The 16,616-nt window shown below is 66.4% G+C and carries 19 protein-coding genes; 16 read left to right on the top strand and 3 right to left on the bottom strand.

The features are described 5' to 3' along the window. Positions 1-77: 77 nt before the first annotated feature. On the top strand, positions 78-644 hold the full coding sequence (efp, locus tag FV220_RS05795; protein ID WP_018044413.1) for an elongation factor P: 567 nt from the start codon (positions 78-80) through the stop codon (positions 642-644). 104 nt (positions 645-748) lie between these two features. Here the strand turns inward: efp and FV220_RS05790 are convergent, their stop codons facing one another. Beyond that, on the bottom strand, positions 749-1,984 hold the full coding sequence (locus FV220_RS05790; protein ID WP_210322850.1) for a heparan-alpha-glucosaminide N-acetyltransferase: 1,236 nt from the start codon (positions 1,982-1,984) through the stop codon (positions 749-751). Between the two features lie 245 nt (positions 1,985-2,229). Between FV220_RS05790 and FV220_RS05785 the strand changes: the two genes are divergently transcribed. The 9 genes from FV220_RS05785 (at position 2,230) to FV220_RS05745 (ending at position 8,300) form a co-directional block, all read left to right on the top strand. Then, positions 2,230-2,847, top strand: coding sequence for a cold-shock protein (locus tag FV220_RS05785; RefSeq protein WP_056146470.1), 618 nt, complete (start codon positions 2,230-2,232; stop codon positions 2,845-2,847). 12 nt (positions 2,848-2,859) lie between these two features. Further along, on the top strand, positions 2,860-3,345 hold the full coding sequence (locus FV220_RS05780; protein ID WP_056146472.1) for a DUF192 domain-containing protein: 486 nt from the start codon (positions 2,860-2,862) through the stop codon (positions 3,343-3,345). A gap of 157 nt (positions 3,346-3,502) precedes the next feature. Continuing rightward, entirely contained in the window at positions 3,503-3,964 is a 462-nt protein-coding gene (locus FV220_RS05775) for a hypothetical protein (protein ID WP_056146474.1), read from the top strand. A 70-nt stretch (positions 3,965-4,034) separates the two neighbouring features. Further along, positions 4,035-4,934 carry a dienelactone hydrolase family protein gene (locus tag FV220_RS05770; RefSeq protein ID WP_056162557.1) on the top strand — a complete coding sequence of 300 codons (900 nt, stop codon included), beginning with the start codon at positions 4,035-4,037 and terminating at the stop codon, positions 4,932-4,934. A 236-nt stretch (positions 4,935-5,170) separates the two neighbouring features. After that, on the top strand, positions 5,171-5,605 hold the full coding sequence (locus FV220_RS05765) for a response regulator (RefSeq protein ID WP_026176030.1): 435 nt from the start codon (positions 5,171-5,173) through the stop codon (positions 5,603-5,605). Between the two features lie 111 nt (positions 5,606-5,716). Continuing rightward, on the top strand, positions 5,717-5,926 hold the full coding sequence (locus tag FV220_RS05760; protein WP_246689386.1) for a hypothetical protein: 210 nt from the start codon (positions 5,717-5,719) through the stop codon (positions 5,924-5,926). A gap of 158 nt (positions 5,927-6,084) precedes the next feature. Continuing rightward, positions 6,085-7,266 (top strand): alpha/beta hydrolase, encoded by a 1,182-nt coding sequence (locus FV220_RS05755; protein ID WP_147830123.1) that lies wholly within the window; start codon positions 6,085-6,087, stop codon positions 7,264-7,266. A gap of 114 nt (positions 7,267-7,380) precedes the next feature. Continuing rightward, positions 7,381-7,992, top strand: coding sequence for a glutathione S-transferase family protein (locus FV220_RS05750; RefSeq protein WP_147830121.1), 612 nt, complete (start codon positions 7,381-7,383; stop codon positions 7,990-7,992). Positions 7,993-8,066: 74 nt separating this feature from the next. Beyond that, complete coding sequence (locus FV220_RS05745) at positions 8,067-8,300, top strand: hypothetical protein (RefSeq protein WP_056146480.1); 234 nt, start codon at positions 8,067-8,069, stop codon at positions 8,298-8,300. A gap of 36 nt (positions 8,301-8,336) precedes the next feature. Here FV220_RS05745 and FV220_RS05740 read toward each other — a convergent pair whose 3' ends face one another. Continuing rightward, complete coding sequence (locus FV220_RS05740) at positions 8,337-9,236, bottom strand: MipA/OmpV family protein (protein ID WP_238253781.1); 900 nt, start codon at positions 9,234-9,236, stop codon at positions 8,337-8,339. Between the two features lie 109 nt (positions 9,237-9,345). Beyond that, on the bottom strand, positions 9,346-10,527 hold the full coding sequence (locus FV220_RS05735) for an amidinotransferase (protein ID WP_147830144.1): 1,182 nt from the start codon (positions 10,525-10,527) through the stop codon (positions 9,346-9,348). Between the two features lie 213 nt (positions 10,528-10,740). Between FV220_RS05735 and FV220_RS05730 the strand changes: the two genes are divergently transcribed. From FV220_RS05730 to FV220_RS05705, 6 genes are all read left to right on the top strand, one after another. Beyond that, positions 10,741-11,892: a flippase-like domain-containing protein gene (locus FV220_RS05730; RefSeq protein ID WP_056146483.1), complete on the top strand. Its 1,152-nt coding sequence runs from the start codon at positions 10,741-10,743 to the stop codon at positions 11,890-11,892. Then, positions 11,883-12,506, top strand: coding sequence for an ABC transporter substrate-binding protein (locus tag FV220_RS05725; protein WP_056162567.1), 624 nt, complete (start codon positions 11,883-11,885; stop codon positions 12,504-12,506). The genes FV220_RS05730 and FV220_RS05725 overlap by 10 nt, the downstream gene beginning before the upstream one ends. Before the next feature lie 106 nt (positions 12,507-12,612). Further along, entirely contained in the window at positions 12,613-13,827 is a 1,215-nt protein-coding gene (hpnI, locus tag FV220_RS05720) for a bacteriohopanetetrol glucosamine biosynthesis glycosyltransferase HpnI (protein ID WP_056162570.1), read from the top strand. A 58-nt stretch (positions 13,828-13,885) separates the two neighbouring features. Continuing rightward, positions 13,886-15,319 (top strand): hopanoid biosynthesis associated radical SAM protein HpnJ, encoded by a 1,434-nt coding sequence (hpnJ, locus tag FV220_RS05715; protein ID WP_018044397.1) that lies wholly within the window; start codon positions 13,886-13,888, stop codon positions 15,317-15,319. A 336-nt stretch (positions 15,320-15,655) separates the two neighbouring features. After that, the gene (locus FV220_RS05710; protein WP_147830119.1) at positions 15,656-16,447 is read left to right on the top strand and encodes an SPFH domain-containing protein; all 792 of its coding nucleotides are present in this window, start codon (positions 15,656-15,658) and stop codon (positions 16,445-16,447) included. Positions 16,448-16,449: 2 nt separating this feature from the next. Then, the coding region (locus tag FV220_RS05705) for a ChbG/HpnK family deacetylase (RefSeq protein ID WP_147830117.1) at positions 16,450-16,616 on the top strand (167 nt) is incomplete at its 3' end.

Genomic DNA, 16,616 nt, shown 5'->3' with positions numbered 1-16,616 from the left:
GAGGCACAGATGTCGCTCCCGCGGGCCGAATCCGCGCCGGGGCATCGCATATATTGTCTCGAACAGGATCTGACCCCGTGAAGGTGATCGCCTCTACGCTCCGCAAGGGCAACGTCGTCGACAAGGACGGCAAGCTCTACGTCATCCTGACGGTGGAGAACATCCACCCCGGCAAGGGCACTCCCGTGACGCAGCTCGACATGCGCCGCATCACCGACGGGGTGAAGGTGTCCGAGCGCTACCGCACCACCGAATCGGTGGAACGCGCCTTCGTCGAGGACCGCGAGCACACCTTCCTGTACGAGGACAGCGAGGGCTACCACTTCATGAATCCTGAGAACTACGATCAGGTGGCGGTGCCCAAGGACGTCGTCGGCAGCGCCGCGCCGTACCTGCAGGAAGGCATGAAGGTGATGCTGGCCTCGCATAACGACGTGCCGCTCACCGTCGAACTGCCCCAGCGCGTCACCCTCGAGATCACCGAGACCGAGCCGGCGATGAAGGGCCAGACGGCCTCCTCCTCCTACAAGCCGGCGATCCTGTCCAACGGCGTGCGCACCGCCGTACCGCCGCATGTGGCGGTGGGCACCCGCGTGGTGATCCTGACGGAAGACGGTTCCTACGTGGAACGCGCCAAGGATTGAGGATCGAGGATCCCCGATCACCGTGGATCCTCTAGGCTCGTGTTCATCGAAGGCTTGGGCACCCGCCTCCCTCGTGAGGCGGGTGCCTTTCGTTCAAGACGGCCTCACGGCGATACCGCTGGACCATCGGCCGTTTCGTAACAGGATTGGGACAGAGCCTGGGCCTTCGCCCGCTCCTCCGCGTTGAAACTCCGCCCCTTGATCGCCCACAGATTCTCGCGCTGGAGGGCATCGGCGACGCAGCGGGCGGCCACTCGGCATGTCTGCGCATTGCCCCCGGTCGCCTCACACTGCGTGCGGTAATCCTGACGGAATGCAACGAGACCGGCCTTCGGATGCGGACCGGTCACGGTCACGACGCCCGTCAGCAGGGCGAGCAGAAGCGGCTGGTGCACGAGATACACCGCGAGGCTGTGGCGCCCGGCCAGGGCCAGCCCCCGCGAGGGGAGCGATCTCGGCCGCCACTGTGACAGGCGACTGCGCATGAAGGCCGGCAGCCCGAGCCGGGCCAGTGCGAGCCCCAAGAGAACCAGCCCGAACCAGGGAAACAGGGGCACGTAATCGTTGGTGCGGGGCGGCAGCATGCCGAGGCCGAGGAAACTCAGGATCGGATCGTCGAAGACGGCGAGGTGATAATCCGGGTTCGCCATGACGGCGGGCGTTGCCAGCACGACGATGCCGACCACCAGTGCCGCCACCGGCGAGACCCGCAGGAACGGCACGGCGAGCACGCTCGATACGGCGATGCAGTGCAGGATTCCGAAGAAGATGTAGCTGTCGGGAAAGGTGTAGAATGTCGCCGCCGTAGTGAGGAGGGCGGCGATGCCGATCCGCGCGAGCCGCAGGAGAAACGCGCGGGGCCGGAGACCGTCCCGGTTCATCAGGACGAGGCCGATGCCGACGAGCACGAGGAACGTGCCGGCGATGAGATGGGCCGCGACCTTGCCCAGCGGCGCCAGGGCGTAGTTCTCCGGCGTGAGCCTCAGATCTCCGAGATCCCAGGTGGTGTGGTAGACGGCCATCGCCAGGAGAGCGATGCCGCGCGCGACGTCGATGAGATCGAACCGCCGGGCCTCGCGGAACCGGGTGGTGGATTGTGGCGCTTCGGCACCCGTGACGGGGCTCGCCGTCGAGGCGCTCATGCGCCCGGCCTCGGATGGGGCTGCCGTTCGGGCCGGGCGCATGAGCGCGGGCAGGGCGAAGGCTTCGCCACGGAAAGGAAGGTCTGGATCATCCGCGTTGGCTATCGCCGGTGGTGAGTCCGACGCAAGGGCACCGCCGATCGCGGGATCATCCGTTCGCTCCGGCGCGATGAACAAATGCAGGGCTTCTCCCGACATGATGGCGACCGATCGTGATCGGCCCGAACCCGCCCCGCCACTCGGCAGAGAGGATCTGCGATAGAGGCCTCGGGAAAGATTCGGCGCAAATGCCGCGTCCCGGACGGCCTGTTGCGCCCGAGCCGATATGCTGAAGAATGTATCAATCGCCGCAGTCGTTGTCGGTCAAACGGGCTTCCGCCGGGTTGTGACTTTGTTAATCTGTGGTGCGGATCGCGACGCGTGATTCGGTGTGGGTTGCTTACATGTCGGACGATGTCGGATCAGGCGCGCATGGGCTTCACGCCTCGGGGGAATCGGTCAACGGGCGAAGCACCGATCTCGCCGACGGAGAGGTGCTGCGCCCCCTCGACCTCGTCGAGGTATCAGGCCGCATCAAGTGGTTCGACGTCTCGAAAGGGTTCGGCTTCATCCTGCCGGACGACGGCTCCGCCGACGTGCTGGTTCATATCACCTGCCTTCGCCGCGATGGACATCAGGCGGCGAGCGAGGGCGCACGGATCGTGGTGGAAGCCACCGAGCGGCCGCGTGGCTGGCAGGCTTTCCGGGTGATCTCCCTCGATCAGTCGACGGCGACGCATCCGTCCGAACTCCCCATGCCCCGCACACATGTGAGCGTGACGGCGACGAGCGGGCTCGAGACGGCGGTGGTGAAGTGGTTCAACCGTCTGCGCGGATTCGGCTTCCTCAGCCGTGGCGACGGCTCTCCCGACATCTTCGTCCATATGGAAACGTTGCGTCGCTACGGCATCGCCGAACTGAAGCCCGGTGAGACCGTTCTCGTTCGGTATGGCGACGGTTCGAAGGGCAAGATGGCGGCCGAGGTTCGGCTTCTGGACGGCGCGCTGCCCGCCTCCCACTGACGGAATGACCACGTGACATCGTTCAACGCCGCCCGCTCGTTCGCGCCCTTGCGCGCGCTCCTGATCCTCGTCGCCATCCTGGCGGGCCTCGGCGCCGCCACCGCTCAGGAGGTCGCGGCGACGGAACCTCTGGAAATCGCCAGCAGGGGTACCCGGCACAGCTTTTCCGTCGAGGTGATGCGGGACGACGAATCGCGCTCGCGCGGCCTGATGTTTCGCCGCTCGATGCCGCCCGAGCACGGCATGCTGTTCGACTTCCAGAAAATCGAACGCGTCGCCATGTGGATGAAGAACACCTACCTGCCCCTCGACATGCTCTTCATCCGGCCCGACGGAAGCATCGCCCGGATTGCGACGAATACCGAGCCCCTGTCGACCAAGGTCATCCCATCGGGCGAACCCGTGGTGGCGGTGTTGGAGCTCAACGCCGGCACGACGGCCAAGCTCGGCATCAAGGCGGGCGACCGGGTCGAGCACACGATGTTCGGATCGCGCTGAAAACTGAGTATCGGTCGTCCTCGACCGGCGGTCTTAAGCGAACGCAGCGTGAACAAGCGTCTTGACGCCCGCTCGGTTTCCCACCAATGTTCCCTCATTGTTCCATGAGTGAGTGAGCCTGCGTCAGTGCGCTCCTCGACGATGGCAGGGGAACGCGATGATCGATCTTGAGGCTTCGAGCGAAGAAGTGGTCCTGTTCGAGAACGCCGACTGGCGCGTGATCGCGGATGGTCTGGAGCATCGCGGGACCGGATATTTCATCGCGCGCGACGGGTTGGGGCGGCGCTCCGAGACGGGCCTTTGGGAATGGCCGCTCCATCTTGCGGAGAAGAGCTGGTGCTCCCTGCGCCCGTTCCGTGAGGCGTTCCAGGCGGCCGCCGATCTGTTCGATGTGGAGCGCGACGAGGCTTTGGCGCAGTCCTTCGTCACCGGCTTCGGTCTCCGGATGGGGCAGGGCGGTCAGCCCGGCAGCGAAGGCTTCACCAAGCTGGCGGAACTGGTGCGTCCGAAATCCATAGCCCGGCGGCGGCCCGCCGCGTCGGATAACCGTCCGTCCCCGCATCGCAATGGTGCCGGCCGGAAGGACGAGGTCGAGATGGTGCGCGCGGCCCTGTCCTGACGTGACCTCGGCCGGTGATACTCTAGTTGTCTGAAGACGCGTCGTACGGCGCCGGGCAGGAGAGCATCCCATGGACGATCACGGGACGGACAAGGACCAGCGGAGCAAGGGACTGGGCGGCCTCGACGGGCTCGTGGTCCCGCCCTTCTCGCGGCGGGGCTTCGTCATGACGAGCCTCATCGCCGGGTTCACCCTGGCCGAGGCGAATGCGCAGGCGCAGGTGGTCACGACGGATTCGGCCGGTCTCGTTGCCGGTGAGGTGAAGATTCCGGCGGCCGACGGGCCGATGCCGGGTTATCGGGCGATGCCCGAAGGGGCGGGTCCGTTTCCCCTGATTCTCGTCATCGAAGAGATTTTCGGGGTTCACGAATACATCAAGGATGTTTGCCGTCGGCTGGCCAAGGTCGGCTATTGCGCGGTCGCGCCCGAACTTTACGCGCGGCAAGGCGATCTCTCGAAGATGACGGACGTGAAGGCGATCGTCCGTGATGTCATCCTGAAGACCCCGGACGCCCAGTGGATCGCGGATCTCGACGCCGCTTCATCCTGGGCCATCGCCGATTCGAAAGCCGATGCCGGGCGGATCGGCACGATGGGTTGGTGTCGCGGAGGACGCGGAGCATGGCTCTACGCGGCGCACAGACGCGACCTGAAGGCAGCGGTGGCGTGGTACGGCCCGCTCGGCGGTGACCGCACGGAGCTTCAGCCCAAAACGGCGGGGGACGTGGCGACCGATCTCCATGCACCACTCCTCGCGATCTACGGCGGCGCCGATACGGGCATTCCAGTGGCCAGCGTCGAAGACGCCCGCGACCGGGCGAACGCCGCGGGGCGCAGCGTCGAGCTCGTCGTGTTCCCGGAGGCGCCGCACGGGTTTCACGCCGATTACCGGCCGAGCTATCGCAAGGACAGCGCCGAGCAGGGTTGGGCTCGCGCTCTGGCGTTTCTCAAAAGCCACGGGGTCGGGTAAATCGTACCGCAGTGCACCGGCGCGAAGAATGGCTCGACGGGGGGATCAGCCACCTCCCGTGAGAGCGTTCCCTCTGCAAGAATTGAGAAACCGGCACCTTGATCATGATTTTGCGGCGCGAACCCGTCGAAATTCATGATCCGAGCGCTGGATCGACACATTGACGGGCAGGACTACATAGCGTTGCTGGGATGGCGGCCGATGCGGCCGTCAGCCCTGAAGAGCGTTCCGGACCCATGAGTGCTGTGAATCCATCGGGCGCGAAACCGGTGATCCTCGTCGTCGAGGACGAGCCCGACGAGCGATTTCTCGCGGCCGCTTTACTGGAAGAGACCGGCTTCAGCGTCATCGAGGCGGAAACCGCCGAGCGAGCCTTGGCAATCCTGAACGAGAAGGACGGTGCGGTGAGCGTCGTCTTCTCCGATGTGCGCACCCCCGGTCCCATCGGCGGTTTCGAACTCGCCCGGATCATCGGCGTCACCTGGCCCCGCGTGCGGGTTCTGCTGACCTCCGGCGATGCCGGCGATCAGCCGAGTGACCTGCGGGTTTCCGCGACCTTCATCCCGAAGCCGTGGCGGGCATCGGATATCCTGGCCTGGGTCGAAGAGGCTTCAGGCCGCACGCCCGAGCAAGGGCCGGGCATCGACAGGATCGGCGGCAACACCCCCTGATGGTCGTTCGGCCGGCAGCCACAATTATCCCAGTTTAAAAGGAAACTTCTTCGGCGCCAGCCGTTGGTCCATGGGTTCATGATTGATGGAACCAGACTGCACGAGCTTCAAATGAGCACCACCGCCACGATGACCATGGCCAATATCAGTCGATCAGGACAATCGTATACCGTCTACTCGGAGTCGAGGATGATGCAGAATGTCGGCGACAATCTGCGCACGATGTACAGCGAGATCATCGACCATTCCGTGCCCGAGGAATTGCTTCGTCTGGCGAAGCTCATCGACGACAGATGCAATCCGGGAGCGGAGACGCCATAGCTCGATGTCTCTCTTGCCGCGATCCTGATCCTACCATTGGTGCGGCCCGAATGACGCAATCCGTCAGGACTTGGCGGGAGACCGGGATCGTCTCGCCTTCATCGCTGAAAACCTGATATTCCGGGCGCGCCCCTCCGGATCGATCTGACGAGCCCGTCATGCGTTTGAAAGCCTGCCTCGTTCTCGGCGCCTCGCTTGTCGTCGCGTCGTTGTGCGAACCGGTCCTCGGCGCGACACCGCCCAATCAGCCCGCCCAAGGCCCGGGCGGGATTGGAGATCGCTCCGTATCCATCGTGAAACGGGCGCTCGGGCGCCCCAGTGCGGCGACCTTCGTCTTCCACGCGGCCGGTGCGGCACCGGCGGAAGGGCGACCCGTCGTCGTTTTCCTGCACGCCTGGGGTTCGCCCAACCCGTTGCCTTACGGAGCATGGATCGATCACCTCGCCAGAGCCGGGTATCTCGTCGTGTTTCCCCGCTTCCAGGAGATCAACCGGACGAGGCCGGCGGATGCCACCGGCAACGCCGAGAAACTGGTGAAGGCCGCCCTCGCGGATCTCGAGACCGATCCCGATGCCAAGCCCGACCTGAAGCGCGTCGCCCTGATCGGCCACCTCGCGGGTGCACCGATCGCCGCCAACCTCGCTGCCGATGCCGGGGAGGCGGGCCTGCCGGTGCCCCGTCTCGTCTTCGCGATCATGCCGGGCGGGATCGCGAGCGATGCCAAATCCCGGGGGGTCGTTTTGCGCGACCTGTCGAAGATCGATCCCGAGACCCTGGTCATCACCGTGATCGGCGACCGGGATGCCCGCGCCGCCGACCTTGCCGCCAGACGCCTCCTGCGCGAAGCGAGTGCCGTCGCGCCCGAGCGTAAGCTCTTCATCCGCGCGCTCTCCGACGATCACGGTTTCCCGTCGCTCACGGCGACATTGACCTCGCCGGGCGCCGTGGACACCGCCTATGACGGGGGTGCCATCAAGCTGCCGCCGGAGCCCCCGAAGGATCCCAAGCAGCCGCCGGCCCCATTCAAATGGTCGGCCGACATGTCGCTGACCGGCGAACAGACGACGCTGCTGGCTCAACTCAACAATTCCCGCGCGGACAGTCTCGACTATCTCGCCTACTGGAAGACGTTCGATCTGGCCGCGGCCGCGGCGTTCGGCGGGGATCCGACGAGCCTCAAGGCCAATCCGCGTTTCAGCGACATGGAGCGCTGGAGCGACGGCTGGCCGGTGAAACGTCTCGCCGTGGAAACGCCCCGCCCCGCGCGGGTGGCCGCGCCGGTGGCCCCGGTGCCTGCGTCCGTCGCACCGCCCAAGCCGAAGCCCGCCCGCCGGCCCTGATCGCGGCCCCTTCGCGCACGATCGGCAGGTCGCCGGGGCTTGCCTTTGCGACGGCTTTTGCCGAAAGCGGGCCGGTTCCCCCTCATGCCGACGTACCGAGCCCGGAAGGTCCCGATGAAGCTGTTCCATTCGCACTTCTCGCCCTTCGCGCGGAAGGTCATGGCCTGCGCTCATGTCCTGGGCCTCGTCGACCGTATCGAGTTGCTGCCGAGCGCCGCGCATCCGGTGAAGCGCGACGGCACCATCCTCGCCCATCACCCCATGGCGCAGGTGCCGACCCTCCTCGATGACGAGGGCCACGCCTTGGCCGACAGCCGGGTGATCTGCGAATATCTCGATGCCCGCGCCGGCGGAGCGCTGTTCCCGCCGGCCGGCCCCTCCCGCTGGACGGCGCTCAACGAGCAATCCATCGCCGACGGCATCCTCGATGCGGCCCTGCTGATCCGCTACGAACTCACGGCCCGCGACGCTTCCGAACGCTCCGTCGCCTGGATGGACGGCCAGGAGGCCAAGATACGAAGCGCGCTGGCAGCCCTCGACGACCGGGCGCGAGGCTTTGCCGACCGGGTCGATATCGGGACGATCAGCATCGCCTGCGCCCTCGGATATCTCGACCTGCGCTTCACCGAACTCGGCTGGAAGCAGGAGTACCCGGATCTGGCGGCCTGGTTCACGAGCTTTGCCGCCCACCCCGCCATGGAGGCGACGAAGCCGCCGGCGGCCTGAACCGGACATCGTTGGTGGGGAAAGGCTGGCGCGCGCCTTGCTAGTTCGAAATCCGGTTCTCCGGAGGTCGTGCCATGCCCGATTTCGTCGCCGCCCTGATCACCGCCGCCGCCTTCTGCGCCGGGCTCATCCTGCTCAATGTCCTGACGCGCTGGGCGATCCAGGCACAGATCGCGCCGGCAGACCTCGCCGAGAACGGATTGCTCCAATACGGGCTCGCCCTTGCCCTCGCCGGATGCACATGGCGACGGGCACTGGCCACGCCGCCGGTTCCGGGCGGAAGAGTCCGGCCCCGTGTCGCCGGGTGAAACAGCGGCCGGACGACCCGTCTCGGACGTTGTTTTCTAGAACCAGGGCTGCGTGGTGAAACTGTAATTCACCTTCACACCGAACGTGTACTGGTTCTGCGACCCGAACTGGCGGCGCACCAGCGGGCTGTCGGCGGATGAACCGACGATGCGATTATAGCCGACATATCCCGTCGCGGCCCACCGCTCGTCGAACGTGTAGGTCACAGCGCCCAAGGCGCCGACCGTGACGTAGCTGTCGGGTCGGAACGGGGTCAGCGTTCCGTTGAGCGCCGCCTCGAATGGCTGAACACCGAAATAGCGCCGGGCGAAGCTGGCATCGCCGAAGTTGAAGCGCGGGCCCACCGAGACCTGCCAGCGGTCGAAGGGCTGGATCACGTCCGCGCCGAGCGAGCCGACGAAGCCGTGATGCCCGAAGATCCCATGGCGCAACTCGGCCCGGGCGCGAAGCCATTGCGTGGGGTAATACTCGACGAAGACACCCGGCTCGATGGCGAACTGGGCATCGCGCAGACCGAACAGGTCCCGCCGGTTGTCGCCGTAATAGCGGCCGGGCACGTACTCCGCCGTCAGACCGGCATTGAAGAGCGGCGAATCGTAGAGTGAGACGCTGATCCCGTCATCGGGCGACGAGAACCGGCGTGGCGTACCGGCCTTGGCGATGCTGATCGATGGGTAGCCGATGGCGGTATACTCGTTCGACCCCGGAAAACTCGGCGTCGCCTGCACCGTCGCCGTCACCGTCACGACCCAGAGGTTCTGGTCGAGGGCGAGGAACGTCGGCGGCCGCTCAATCTCCATGAGGTCGGCCGCTCCCGCCGCACCCGCCGCCATGAGCGAGCCCGCGAGAGCCAGGGCCGGCATGGCGGCAAGCCCCGTCCGTTGCGCAGGGCGCGAGGATGGGTTGGGAAACATCGTGTCCATGAGCGATGTCATAGACACAAATCCCTAACGCATCACGACAAACCCGACGTGACGACAGACCTATGTTGGCACTGTCGGAAAGACGCTTCGGCACGACAGGCGCGCCGAAGCGATCTCGAGGCTAGAAATAGGACTTCAGAGCACCGCGACGGCGCACATCGAGGGTCGCGCAGTGGAACGAGCCGCCGAACGGACCGTAGGACAGGAACGGCGCCGGGATCGGATCGAAGCCCCAATCCTTCAGGGCCTTGATCAAGGTCGGCTGGCTCGCGTCGACGACGATCTTCTTCTCGTCGATGGCGAGCACGTTGATCGAAGTCCAGGGCGAGCACATCGAGATCTTGCTCATGAAGCCCTCCACCGGATCGGGGCGGGGCGCGATCAGCACGTCCCACTTCTTGAGCACGGCTGGCAGCTTCTCGACGTCGATATAATCCGGGTTCACCAGCACCTTGCCCGGGGCCAGCGGCATGAAGGACGAGTCGATATGCATCGGCTGCGGGCAGCGGCTCTCGATCTCGTGGACGCGGAAGCCCGAGCCGAGGTGGCGGCGCAGCCACTCGATGCCCATGAGGTTCGTCACGTTGGACCGGGTGACGAAGAGGTCGCGGCCGCAGCGGACGAAATCGGCCGCGTCGAAGACCGGCTCGAACTCGTTGACCGTGAACTGCATCGGCTCGCCGGCCTTCAGGTTCGGCACGCGGTAATCGTAATTGTAGAGCTCGTCCGTCAATTGCGGCCGGGGCGCCGAGGTCCATCGTGCGCCGTTGCGAAAATATTCCTTGAACAGCGAGCGGTAGGCATCGCCCTCGAAATAGCGCGAGCGCCAGCACATCGGGCTCTCGATGATCTCGTCGCCGATCACGAGGTACGGGTCGCGCGGGCAGGCGACGCAGAAGCCGCGGGACGACCAGCGGGGTGCGTTGTACTTGCGCGAGAAATCCACCGTGTCGGGACGGCGGACTTTCACGCCCTCGCCGGCGAGGATCGTGATGAAGTTGTCGAGCTCGGCCTGGGCGAGCTTCTTCATGAACTTCGGATAGCGGAAGCCCGCGGCGAACCGGTAGAACGGCTGCGCGGCACGCGGCAGGTTGAAGATCACCGTGAGGTGGTGGGACGGAATGGTCGCGCCCTCGAGGCTGCCGACGATCACCTCCTCAAGAGGGTCCCACTCGTTCCATGCCATGACCGGAGATTTCGGGGCGGGGGTGCCGCGATAGTCGGCCGGGGCGGTGTCATAAGCATCGATCTGCGCGTCGGCGAGCACGGCGTCCCGGGCCGTGGTGAAAGCTTCGCGGTCCATCATTCGTCCCTTGGTCGCGCCTTAAAATGCGGCTGTTTCTTCGAGGCTCAGGCCCCATCGCCGCTTTGGCCCGCACTGTGTCTATCGGGTGATAGACAACGAAATCCAAAGCTGCAACTTCCGATGATGCCAACGTTTTCCGGAAGGTTTTTCGTCCGGGGGGTCGGTGAATTTCTCTAAAAAATCGTCCGCGCCGACGGTCGAAGGGGGATCATGAAGCGTCTGACGACATTGGCCCTCATCGTCGGCCTCTGCACGGTTGCAGGCCTGTTCTTGTCATCGGGACTGGATGATGTCGCCGCCGCTTTGGTGAGCGCCGGCTGGGGCGCCGCCATCGTCGTGGTTGTACGCGCCGTCGCCGTGGGCTGGGCCGGACTCGGCTGGTTCGCCGTGTTCCCGCGGGCCGACCGCCCGGGCCTGTGGAACTGCGTCTCCCTGCGCTTCGTCCGCGAGGGCATCAACACGCTCCTTCCCGTGGCCACCGTCGGCGGCGATTTCGTCGGCGCCCGGCTCCTGGCGCAGCGCGGCGTCTCCGGGGGGCTCGCCGGCGCCAGCATGTTCGTCGACCTGATGACGCAGGCGGTCACCCAGTTCCTCTTCACGGTCGGCGGCGTCGCCCTGCTCGCCTGGCTGCACGGCGACGGCCCGGTGGTGCGCACGGTCGCCGGAGGTCTCGCCATCGCGGCCCCGGCCCTCGGCGCCTTCTTCCTGATCCAGCGCCGCAGCGGTCACCGCGTCATCCAGGCCATGCTGAACCGCTTCGCCGCCGCCCGCGAATGGCGGGCACTCGGCGCGGTCGACGTACTCTATGACGGCCTGCGCAGACTTTATTCCTCGCCCAAGCGGGTCATCGGCGCCATGGGCGTGCACATGATCGGCTGGATCATCGGTGCGGCCGAGGTCTACGTGGCGCTGCACTTCATGGGCTATCCGGTGACCGTGGCCGAGGCCATCGTGATCGAGAGCCTGGCCCAGGCGGTCCGTGGCGCGGCGTTCGCGGTGCCGGGGGCGCTGGGCGCCCAGGAAGGCGGCCTCATCGCCCTCTGCGCGATCTTCGGCATCCCCGCCGAGGCCGCCCTAGCGCTCTCCCTGGTGAAGCGCCTGGCCGATCTCATGGTCGGCGTGCCCGGCCTGGTGGCCTGGCACTTCATGGAAGGCAAGAAGGACGCGCCGGACACGGAAGACCGGACCTCTCCGGCCCCGGTGTCCGTGGAGCAGGGAACGGTGAAAGCCGGGGGTGACATCGCCCGGGCGGTGAGCCTGGACGCCATGCCGGTGTCGCGTGTGCCCGCCAACCTCGTGGGAAACCACACCGTGTTGCGATCGATGGAGAGCGATATGGGGACGCTGCGGAAATGCGCGTGAGCGGCTTCGCATCGGGGCTCGCCGCCTCGACCCTCCTCGCCGTCACCCTCCTGTCGGGAACGGCTGCCCGCGCCGCCGAGGATGCGGCGGTGCAGACCGTGCGCGGTCTCTATGCCAGCTTCGAGGGCGCTCTCAAGGCGCCCGAGGCCGACGTGAAGAGCCGCGCGCTCGTCATCGGCCCGGTCCTCGACCAGAGCATGGACTTCGCCACCATGGCGCGGGTCGCCGTGGGCGCGAAGTGGAAGGGCTTCACGCCCGAGCAGCAGGGCGCGCTGACGGAAGCCTTCAAACAGTATTTCACCGCGACTTATGCCACCCGCCTGTCCCAGGCCGCCGGCGGCAAGTTCGACATCAAGCCCGAGAGCGAGGCGCGCGGGCAGAACCGCGTGGTCCAGACCGAGGTCGCCAATGCGGATGGCGACGCCTCGCAGATCGATTACCTCGTCGGCTCGGGCAACCGCATCCAGGACGTCTACCTCAACGGCAACGTCAGCGAGATCGCCGCCATGCGCGGCAGCTTCGCCGATCCGCTGAAGGCGGGCGGGGCGGAAAGCCTGCTGAAATTCCTTCGCGATCGGACGGCGGCGATGCTCGCCGCCAAACCAAAGCCTTAGACGCAGGCCAGACGCCCCTCGCCGGGCCTGGCCGGACGAACCCACCCGTGCCGTCGTCCCGACCCAGCGGCACCCTCATCCAAACCGTGACCGAGCTTCGCCCATCATGGACCTCACCTTGACGGATCTGCCTTCGGCGAGCCTGAGCTGGCTCTCACTCGTGTTCCAGCTCATGGCCCTGGCCGGCTGCGTCTACGGGTTGACGGCTGCCTTCCTGGCCGGCCGCTACGCACGCCGCCCCCTCCCGGTCCTGACGGCGAACGCCGCGCGTCCCTCGGTGACCATCCTGAAGCCGCTCTGCGGCATGGAGCCCAATCTCTACGAGAATCTCGAGACTTTCTGCCGCCAGGATTACACCGGCCCGATGCAGGTGGTGTTCGGCGTGCAGAACGCCACGGACCCGGCGATCGCCGTGGTGCGCCGCCTCGCGGAAACCTATCCCGACCTGAAGCTCGATCTCGTCATCGATGCGCGCCAGCACGGCTCGAACCGCAAGGTCTCCAACCTCATCAACATGTCGGCCCAGATCGCCCATGACGTGATCGTGCTGGCCGACAGCGACATGGTGGCGAGGCCCGACTACCTCGAACGGATCGTCGCCGAGCTCGGGCAGCCGGGCGTGAACGGCGTCACCTGCCTCTATCACGGCGTACCGGCCCATCGCGGAATCTGGGCGCATCTCTCGGCGCTGGCCATCGACGTACAGTTCCTGCCCAACGTCGTGATGGGCACCTCGCTCGGCCTCGCCAAGCCCTGCTTCGGCTCGACCATCGCCTTCACCACCACGGCCTTGGCCGAGATGGGCGGCTTCGAGGCCTTCCGCGACGATCTCGCCGACGACTACGCCGTGGGCGAGGCCCTCCGCGCCAGGGGCGGCCTCGTGGCGATCCCGACCTTCACCATCGGGCATACCTGCGTCGACACCGATCTCGCCGGCCTGTGGAAGCACGAGCTGCGCTGGAACCGGACCATCCGCAACGTCGATCCGGCCGGCTATGCCGGCTCCATCGTCACCCACGCCTTCCCGCTGGCCCTCATCGGTGCCCTGATCCCCGGCGCCGATACGAGCGGCCTCGTGGTGGCGGCCCTGGCGCTCGCCTGCCGCATCATCCTCTGCGTCCGCCTGGAGCGCGCCTTCGGCCTCGCTCCGCACCCCTACTGGCTGTTGCCGATTCGCGACATCCTCTCCTTCATGAACTTCTCCTGGAGCTTCGTCTCGGGGGCGGTGACATGGAAAGGTCACGATTATCGGGTGGTTGCAGATGGCACACTGATCCCCGAGCGAAGCCTCGGCCACGATGCTGGTGCATCCTCGCTCTGATCTTCGCTTTTAGCGTCCCGTCCGCCCTTTTTCCTTTCTCGCTGAGGCCTTGAACCCCATGCGCACGCTTTTCCTCCAGGCTCCCACCTTCGACGGTTTCGACGGCGGCGCGGGCTCCCGCTACCAGGCCAAGCGCGAGATCAAGTCGTTCTGGTACCCGACCTGGCTCGCCCAGCCGGCGGCCCTGGTGCCGAACTCGAAGCTGATCGACGCGCCTCCGCACAACATTAAGCTTCCCGAGATCGTGGCTCAGGCCAATGATTTCGACCTCGTGGTGCTCCACACATCGGTGCCGTCGTTCAAGTCCGACGTGAAGACCGTCGAGGCGCTCAAGGCCGCCAACCCGAAGCTCATCGCCGGGCTCATCGGCGCCAAGGTCGCGGTCGACGCGGCCGGCGCCATGGCCCAGGCCCCGTGCATCGATTTCTGCGCCCGCAACGAGTTCGACTTCACCGTCAAGGAAGTCGCCGACGGCACTCCGATGTCCGAGATCAAGGGCCTGTCCTACCGGGACGCCAACGGTGTCGTGATCCACAACGTGGACCGCGAGATCATGACCGACATGGACCAGCTTCCGTTCGTGACGAGCGTCTACAAGCGCGATCTCCAGATGGAGAAGTACTTCATCGGGTACCTCAAGCACCCCTACATCTCGTTCTATTCCGGCCGCGGCTGCAAGAGCCGCTGCACCTTCTGCCTCTGGCCCCAGACGGTGGGCGGCCACACCTACCGCACCCGCTCGGTCGCGCACGTGATCGAAGAGATCAAGTACTGCCTGAAGGAGTTCCCGCAGACGAAGGAGTTCTTCTTCGACGACGACACCTTCACCGACAACCTGCCGCGCGCCGAGGAAATCGCCCGCGAACTCGGCAAGCTCGGCGTCACCTGGTCGTGCAACGCCAAGGCGAACGTTCCGCGCGACACCCTGAAGGTGCTCAAGGAGAACGGCCTGCGCCTGCTTCTGGTCGGTTACGAATCCGGCAACCAGCAGATCCTCAACAACATCAAGAAGGGCATGCGCGTCGAGGTGGCCGAGCGGTTCACCAAGGATTGCCACGACCTCGGCATCGCCATCCACGGCACCTTCATCGTCGGCCTGCCCGGCGAGACCCGTGAGACGATCCAGGAGACGATCGCCTTCGCCAAGCGCATCAACCCGCACACGATCCAGGCATCGCTGGCGGCCCCCTATCCGGGCACCTTCCTCTACAAGCAGGCCGTGGAGAACGGCTGGCTCGACATCGCGAACGCAGAGCTCGTCGACGAGAACGGCGTGCAGATCGCGCCGCTGCATTACCCGCACCTGTCGCATTCCGAGATCTTCGCGGCGGTGGAGGAGTTCTACCGGAAGTTCTATTTCCGCGCTCCGAAGATCGCCTCCATCGTCTCCGAAATGGTCCGTTCGCCCGACATGATGAAGCGCCGCCTGCGCGAAGGCGTGGAGTTCTACCGCTTCCTCAAGGAGCGCCAGGGCACCGCCAAGGCCGCCTGAGCCTCGGCTCTCGCATCGACGCATGACGGCCGGGCTCGCTGCCCGGCCGTTTTCGTTTCCGGCAGGGACCCAGTCGTTCGCAGAGCCGCGGGCGAGAGGCGAAAAAGCCGGTTCCCCCTTTCCGCATCATGCTCTAGACGCTTTCCCCGACGGAACCGGTCGCGCGACGCCTTCCGGCGCGGTCAGCGATGAGAGGATTCGTCGTTCCGCTGTTTCGGCAGCCTCGAAAGCTCTCCGGCGCCGGCCCTCGGGCAGCCGGGATCGGGCCCTGCAGGCCACGCGCCTCCGCCCCGTCCCCGCGGCGCCGGAGGGTGACCGGCCAAGGGGAAGGGTGCGATGTCCGAGCTGTCCGTCCTTTTCGTCGTCGGCGCGTTCGCCTTCGTGGGCGGCCTCGCGATCACGCGGACGCACCGCGCGTTCCGCGGCCCCCTGTCCCGCATCGTGCACGAATGGGAGCACGGGCTGCTCTATCGCGACGGACGCTTTGCCGGAGATCTGCCGCCCGGGCGCTACCGGACCCTCGGGTGGGGCGACCGTCTCGTGGTGACCTTGCCGAACGTCCCAACGTTCGAAGGCCTGCACGGCGTCGAGGTCACCAGCGGGGACCGGCTTTCCTTCCGCCTGTCGGCCACGCTGGTCTTCGAGGTGATGGAACCGCGCGTCGCCTATGAAAACCGCTACCGGGACAGCCTGCAGCGCGCAGGAACCGATGCCCTGATCCGGCTCGCGGCGGCCCGTACGCTCGAAACCCTGCTGTCCGAGCGCCCCACCCTCGACGCCGCACTTCTCGCCTTCCTCGACAGGCCCGTCGCTGGTTGCCGGATCACCGGTGCGACCGTCAGCGCCGTGACCCTGCCACCCGAGGTTCGCCGACTTTATGCCGAGGTCGAACGGGCGCGGCTCGAGGGCCAGGCCTCCCTGGAGCGGGCGCGCGCCGAGCAGGCCGCCCTTCGCTCCCTGGCCAATTCGGCCCGGATGCTGAAGGGCAATCCGGAACTCATGAACCTGCGCCTGCTCCAGGCGCTCTCGACGTCGGGCGGCAAGGGCGGAGCGACCCTGGTGCTCGGCCGCGAGGCCTTCGCCGCATCGGCGCCCGGTGGCGGAGCAGCTTACTCTGACGAGGACTGAGCGTGGCCCATAAGAAACGCCTGATCGTCACCGCCGACGATTTCGGCCTGAGCCTGGCGGTCAACGAGGCGGTGGAGCAGGCCCATCGCGAGGGCATCCTCACGGCCGCCAGCCTGATGGTGGGCGCGCCCGCCGCCGCGGATGCGGTCGCTCGCGCACGGCGCCTGCC

Source organism: Methylobacterium sp. WL19 (assembly GCF_008040005.1).
GTDB lineage: Bacteria > Pseudomonadota > Alphaproteobacteria > Rhizobiales > Beijerinckiaceae > Methylobacterium > Methylobacterium bullatum.
The sequence above is the reverse complement of the archived record's forward strand: the minus strand, read 5'-3'. Positions and strand labels throughout refer to the sequence as shown.

Bases quoted from the DNA above. Each gene is read 5' to 3' on its own strand.
- FV220_RS05765 (WP_026176030.1), top strand. From the start codon at position 5,171: ATGAGTGCTGTGAATCCATCGGGCGCGAAACCGGTGATCCTCGTCGTC.
- FV220_RS05730 (WP_056146483.1), top strand. From the start codon at position 10,741: ATGAAGCGTCTGACGACATTGGCCCTCATCGTCGGCCTCTGCACGGTT.
- FV220_RS05750 (WP_147830121.1), top strand. From the start codon at position 7,381: ATGAAGCTGTTCCATTCGCACTTCTCGCCCTTCGCGCGGAAGGTCATG.
- FV220_RS05790 (WP_210322850.1), bottom strand. From the start codon at position 1,984: ATGTCGGGAGAAGCCCTGCATTTGTTCATCGCGCCGGAGCGAACGGAT.
- FV220_RS05710 (WP_147830119.1), top strand. From the start codon at position 15,656: ATGTCCGAGCTGTCCGTCCTTTTCGTCGTCGGCGCGTTCGCCTTCGTG.
- FV220_RS05725 (WP_056162567.1), top strand. From the start codon at position 11,883: ATGCGCGTGAGCGGCTTCGCATCGGGGCTCGCCGCCTCGACCCTCCTC.
- FV220_RS05775 (WP_056146474.1), top strand. From the start codon at position 3,503: ATGATCGATCTTGAGGCTTCGAGCGAAGAAGTGGTCCTGTTCGAGAAC.
- FV220_RS05785 (WP_056146470.1), top strand. From the start codon at position 2,230: ATGTCGGACGATGTCGGATCAGGCGCGCATGGGCTTCACGCCTCGGGG.
- FV220_RS05735 (WP_147830144.1), bottom strand. From the start codon at position 10,527: ATGGACCGCGAAGCTTTCACCACGGCCCGGGACGCCGTGCTCGCCGAC.
- FV220_RS05755 (WP_147830123.1), top strand. From the start codon at position 6,085: ATGCGTTTGAAAGCCTGCCTCGTTCTCGGCGCCTCGCTTGTCGTCGCG.
- FV220_RS05770 (WP_056162557.1), top strand. From the start codon at position 4,035: ATGGACGATCACGGGACGGACAAGGACCAGCGGAGCAAGGGACTGGGC.
- FV220_RS05760 (WP_246689386.1), top strand. From the start codon at position 5,717: ATGAGCACCACCGCCACGATGACCATGGCCAATATCAGTCGATCAGGA.
- FV220_RS05745 (WP_056146480.1), top strand. From the start codon at position 8,067: ATGCCCGATTTCGTCGCCGCCCTGATCACCGCCGCCGCCTTCTGCGCC.
- hpnI (WP_056162570.1), top strand. From the start codon at position 12,613: ATGGACCTCACCTTGACGGATCTGCCTTCGGCGAGCCTGAGCTGGCTC.
- hpnJ (WP_018044397.1), top strand. From the start codon at position 13,886: ATGCGCACGCTTTTCCTCCAGGCTCCCACCTTCGACGGTTTCGACGGC.
- FV220_RS05740 (WP_238253781.1), bottom strand. From the start codon at position 9,236: ATGACATCGCTCATGGACACGATGTTTCCCAACCCATCCTCGCGCCCT.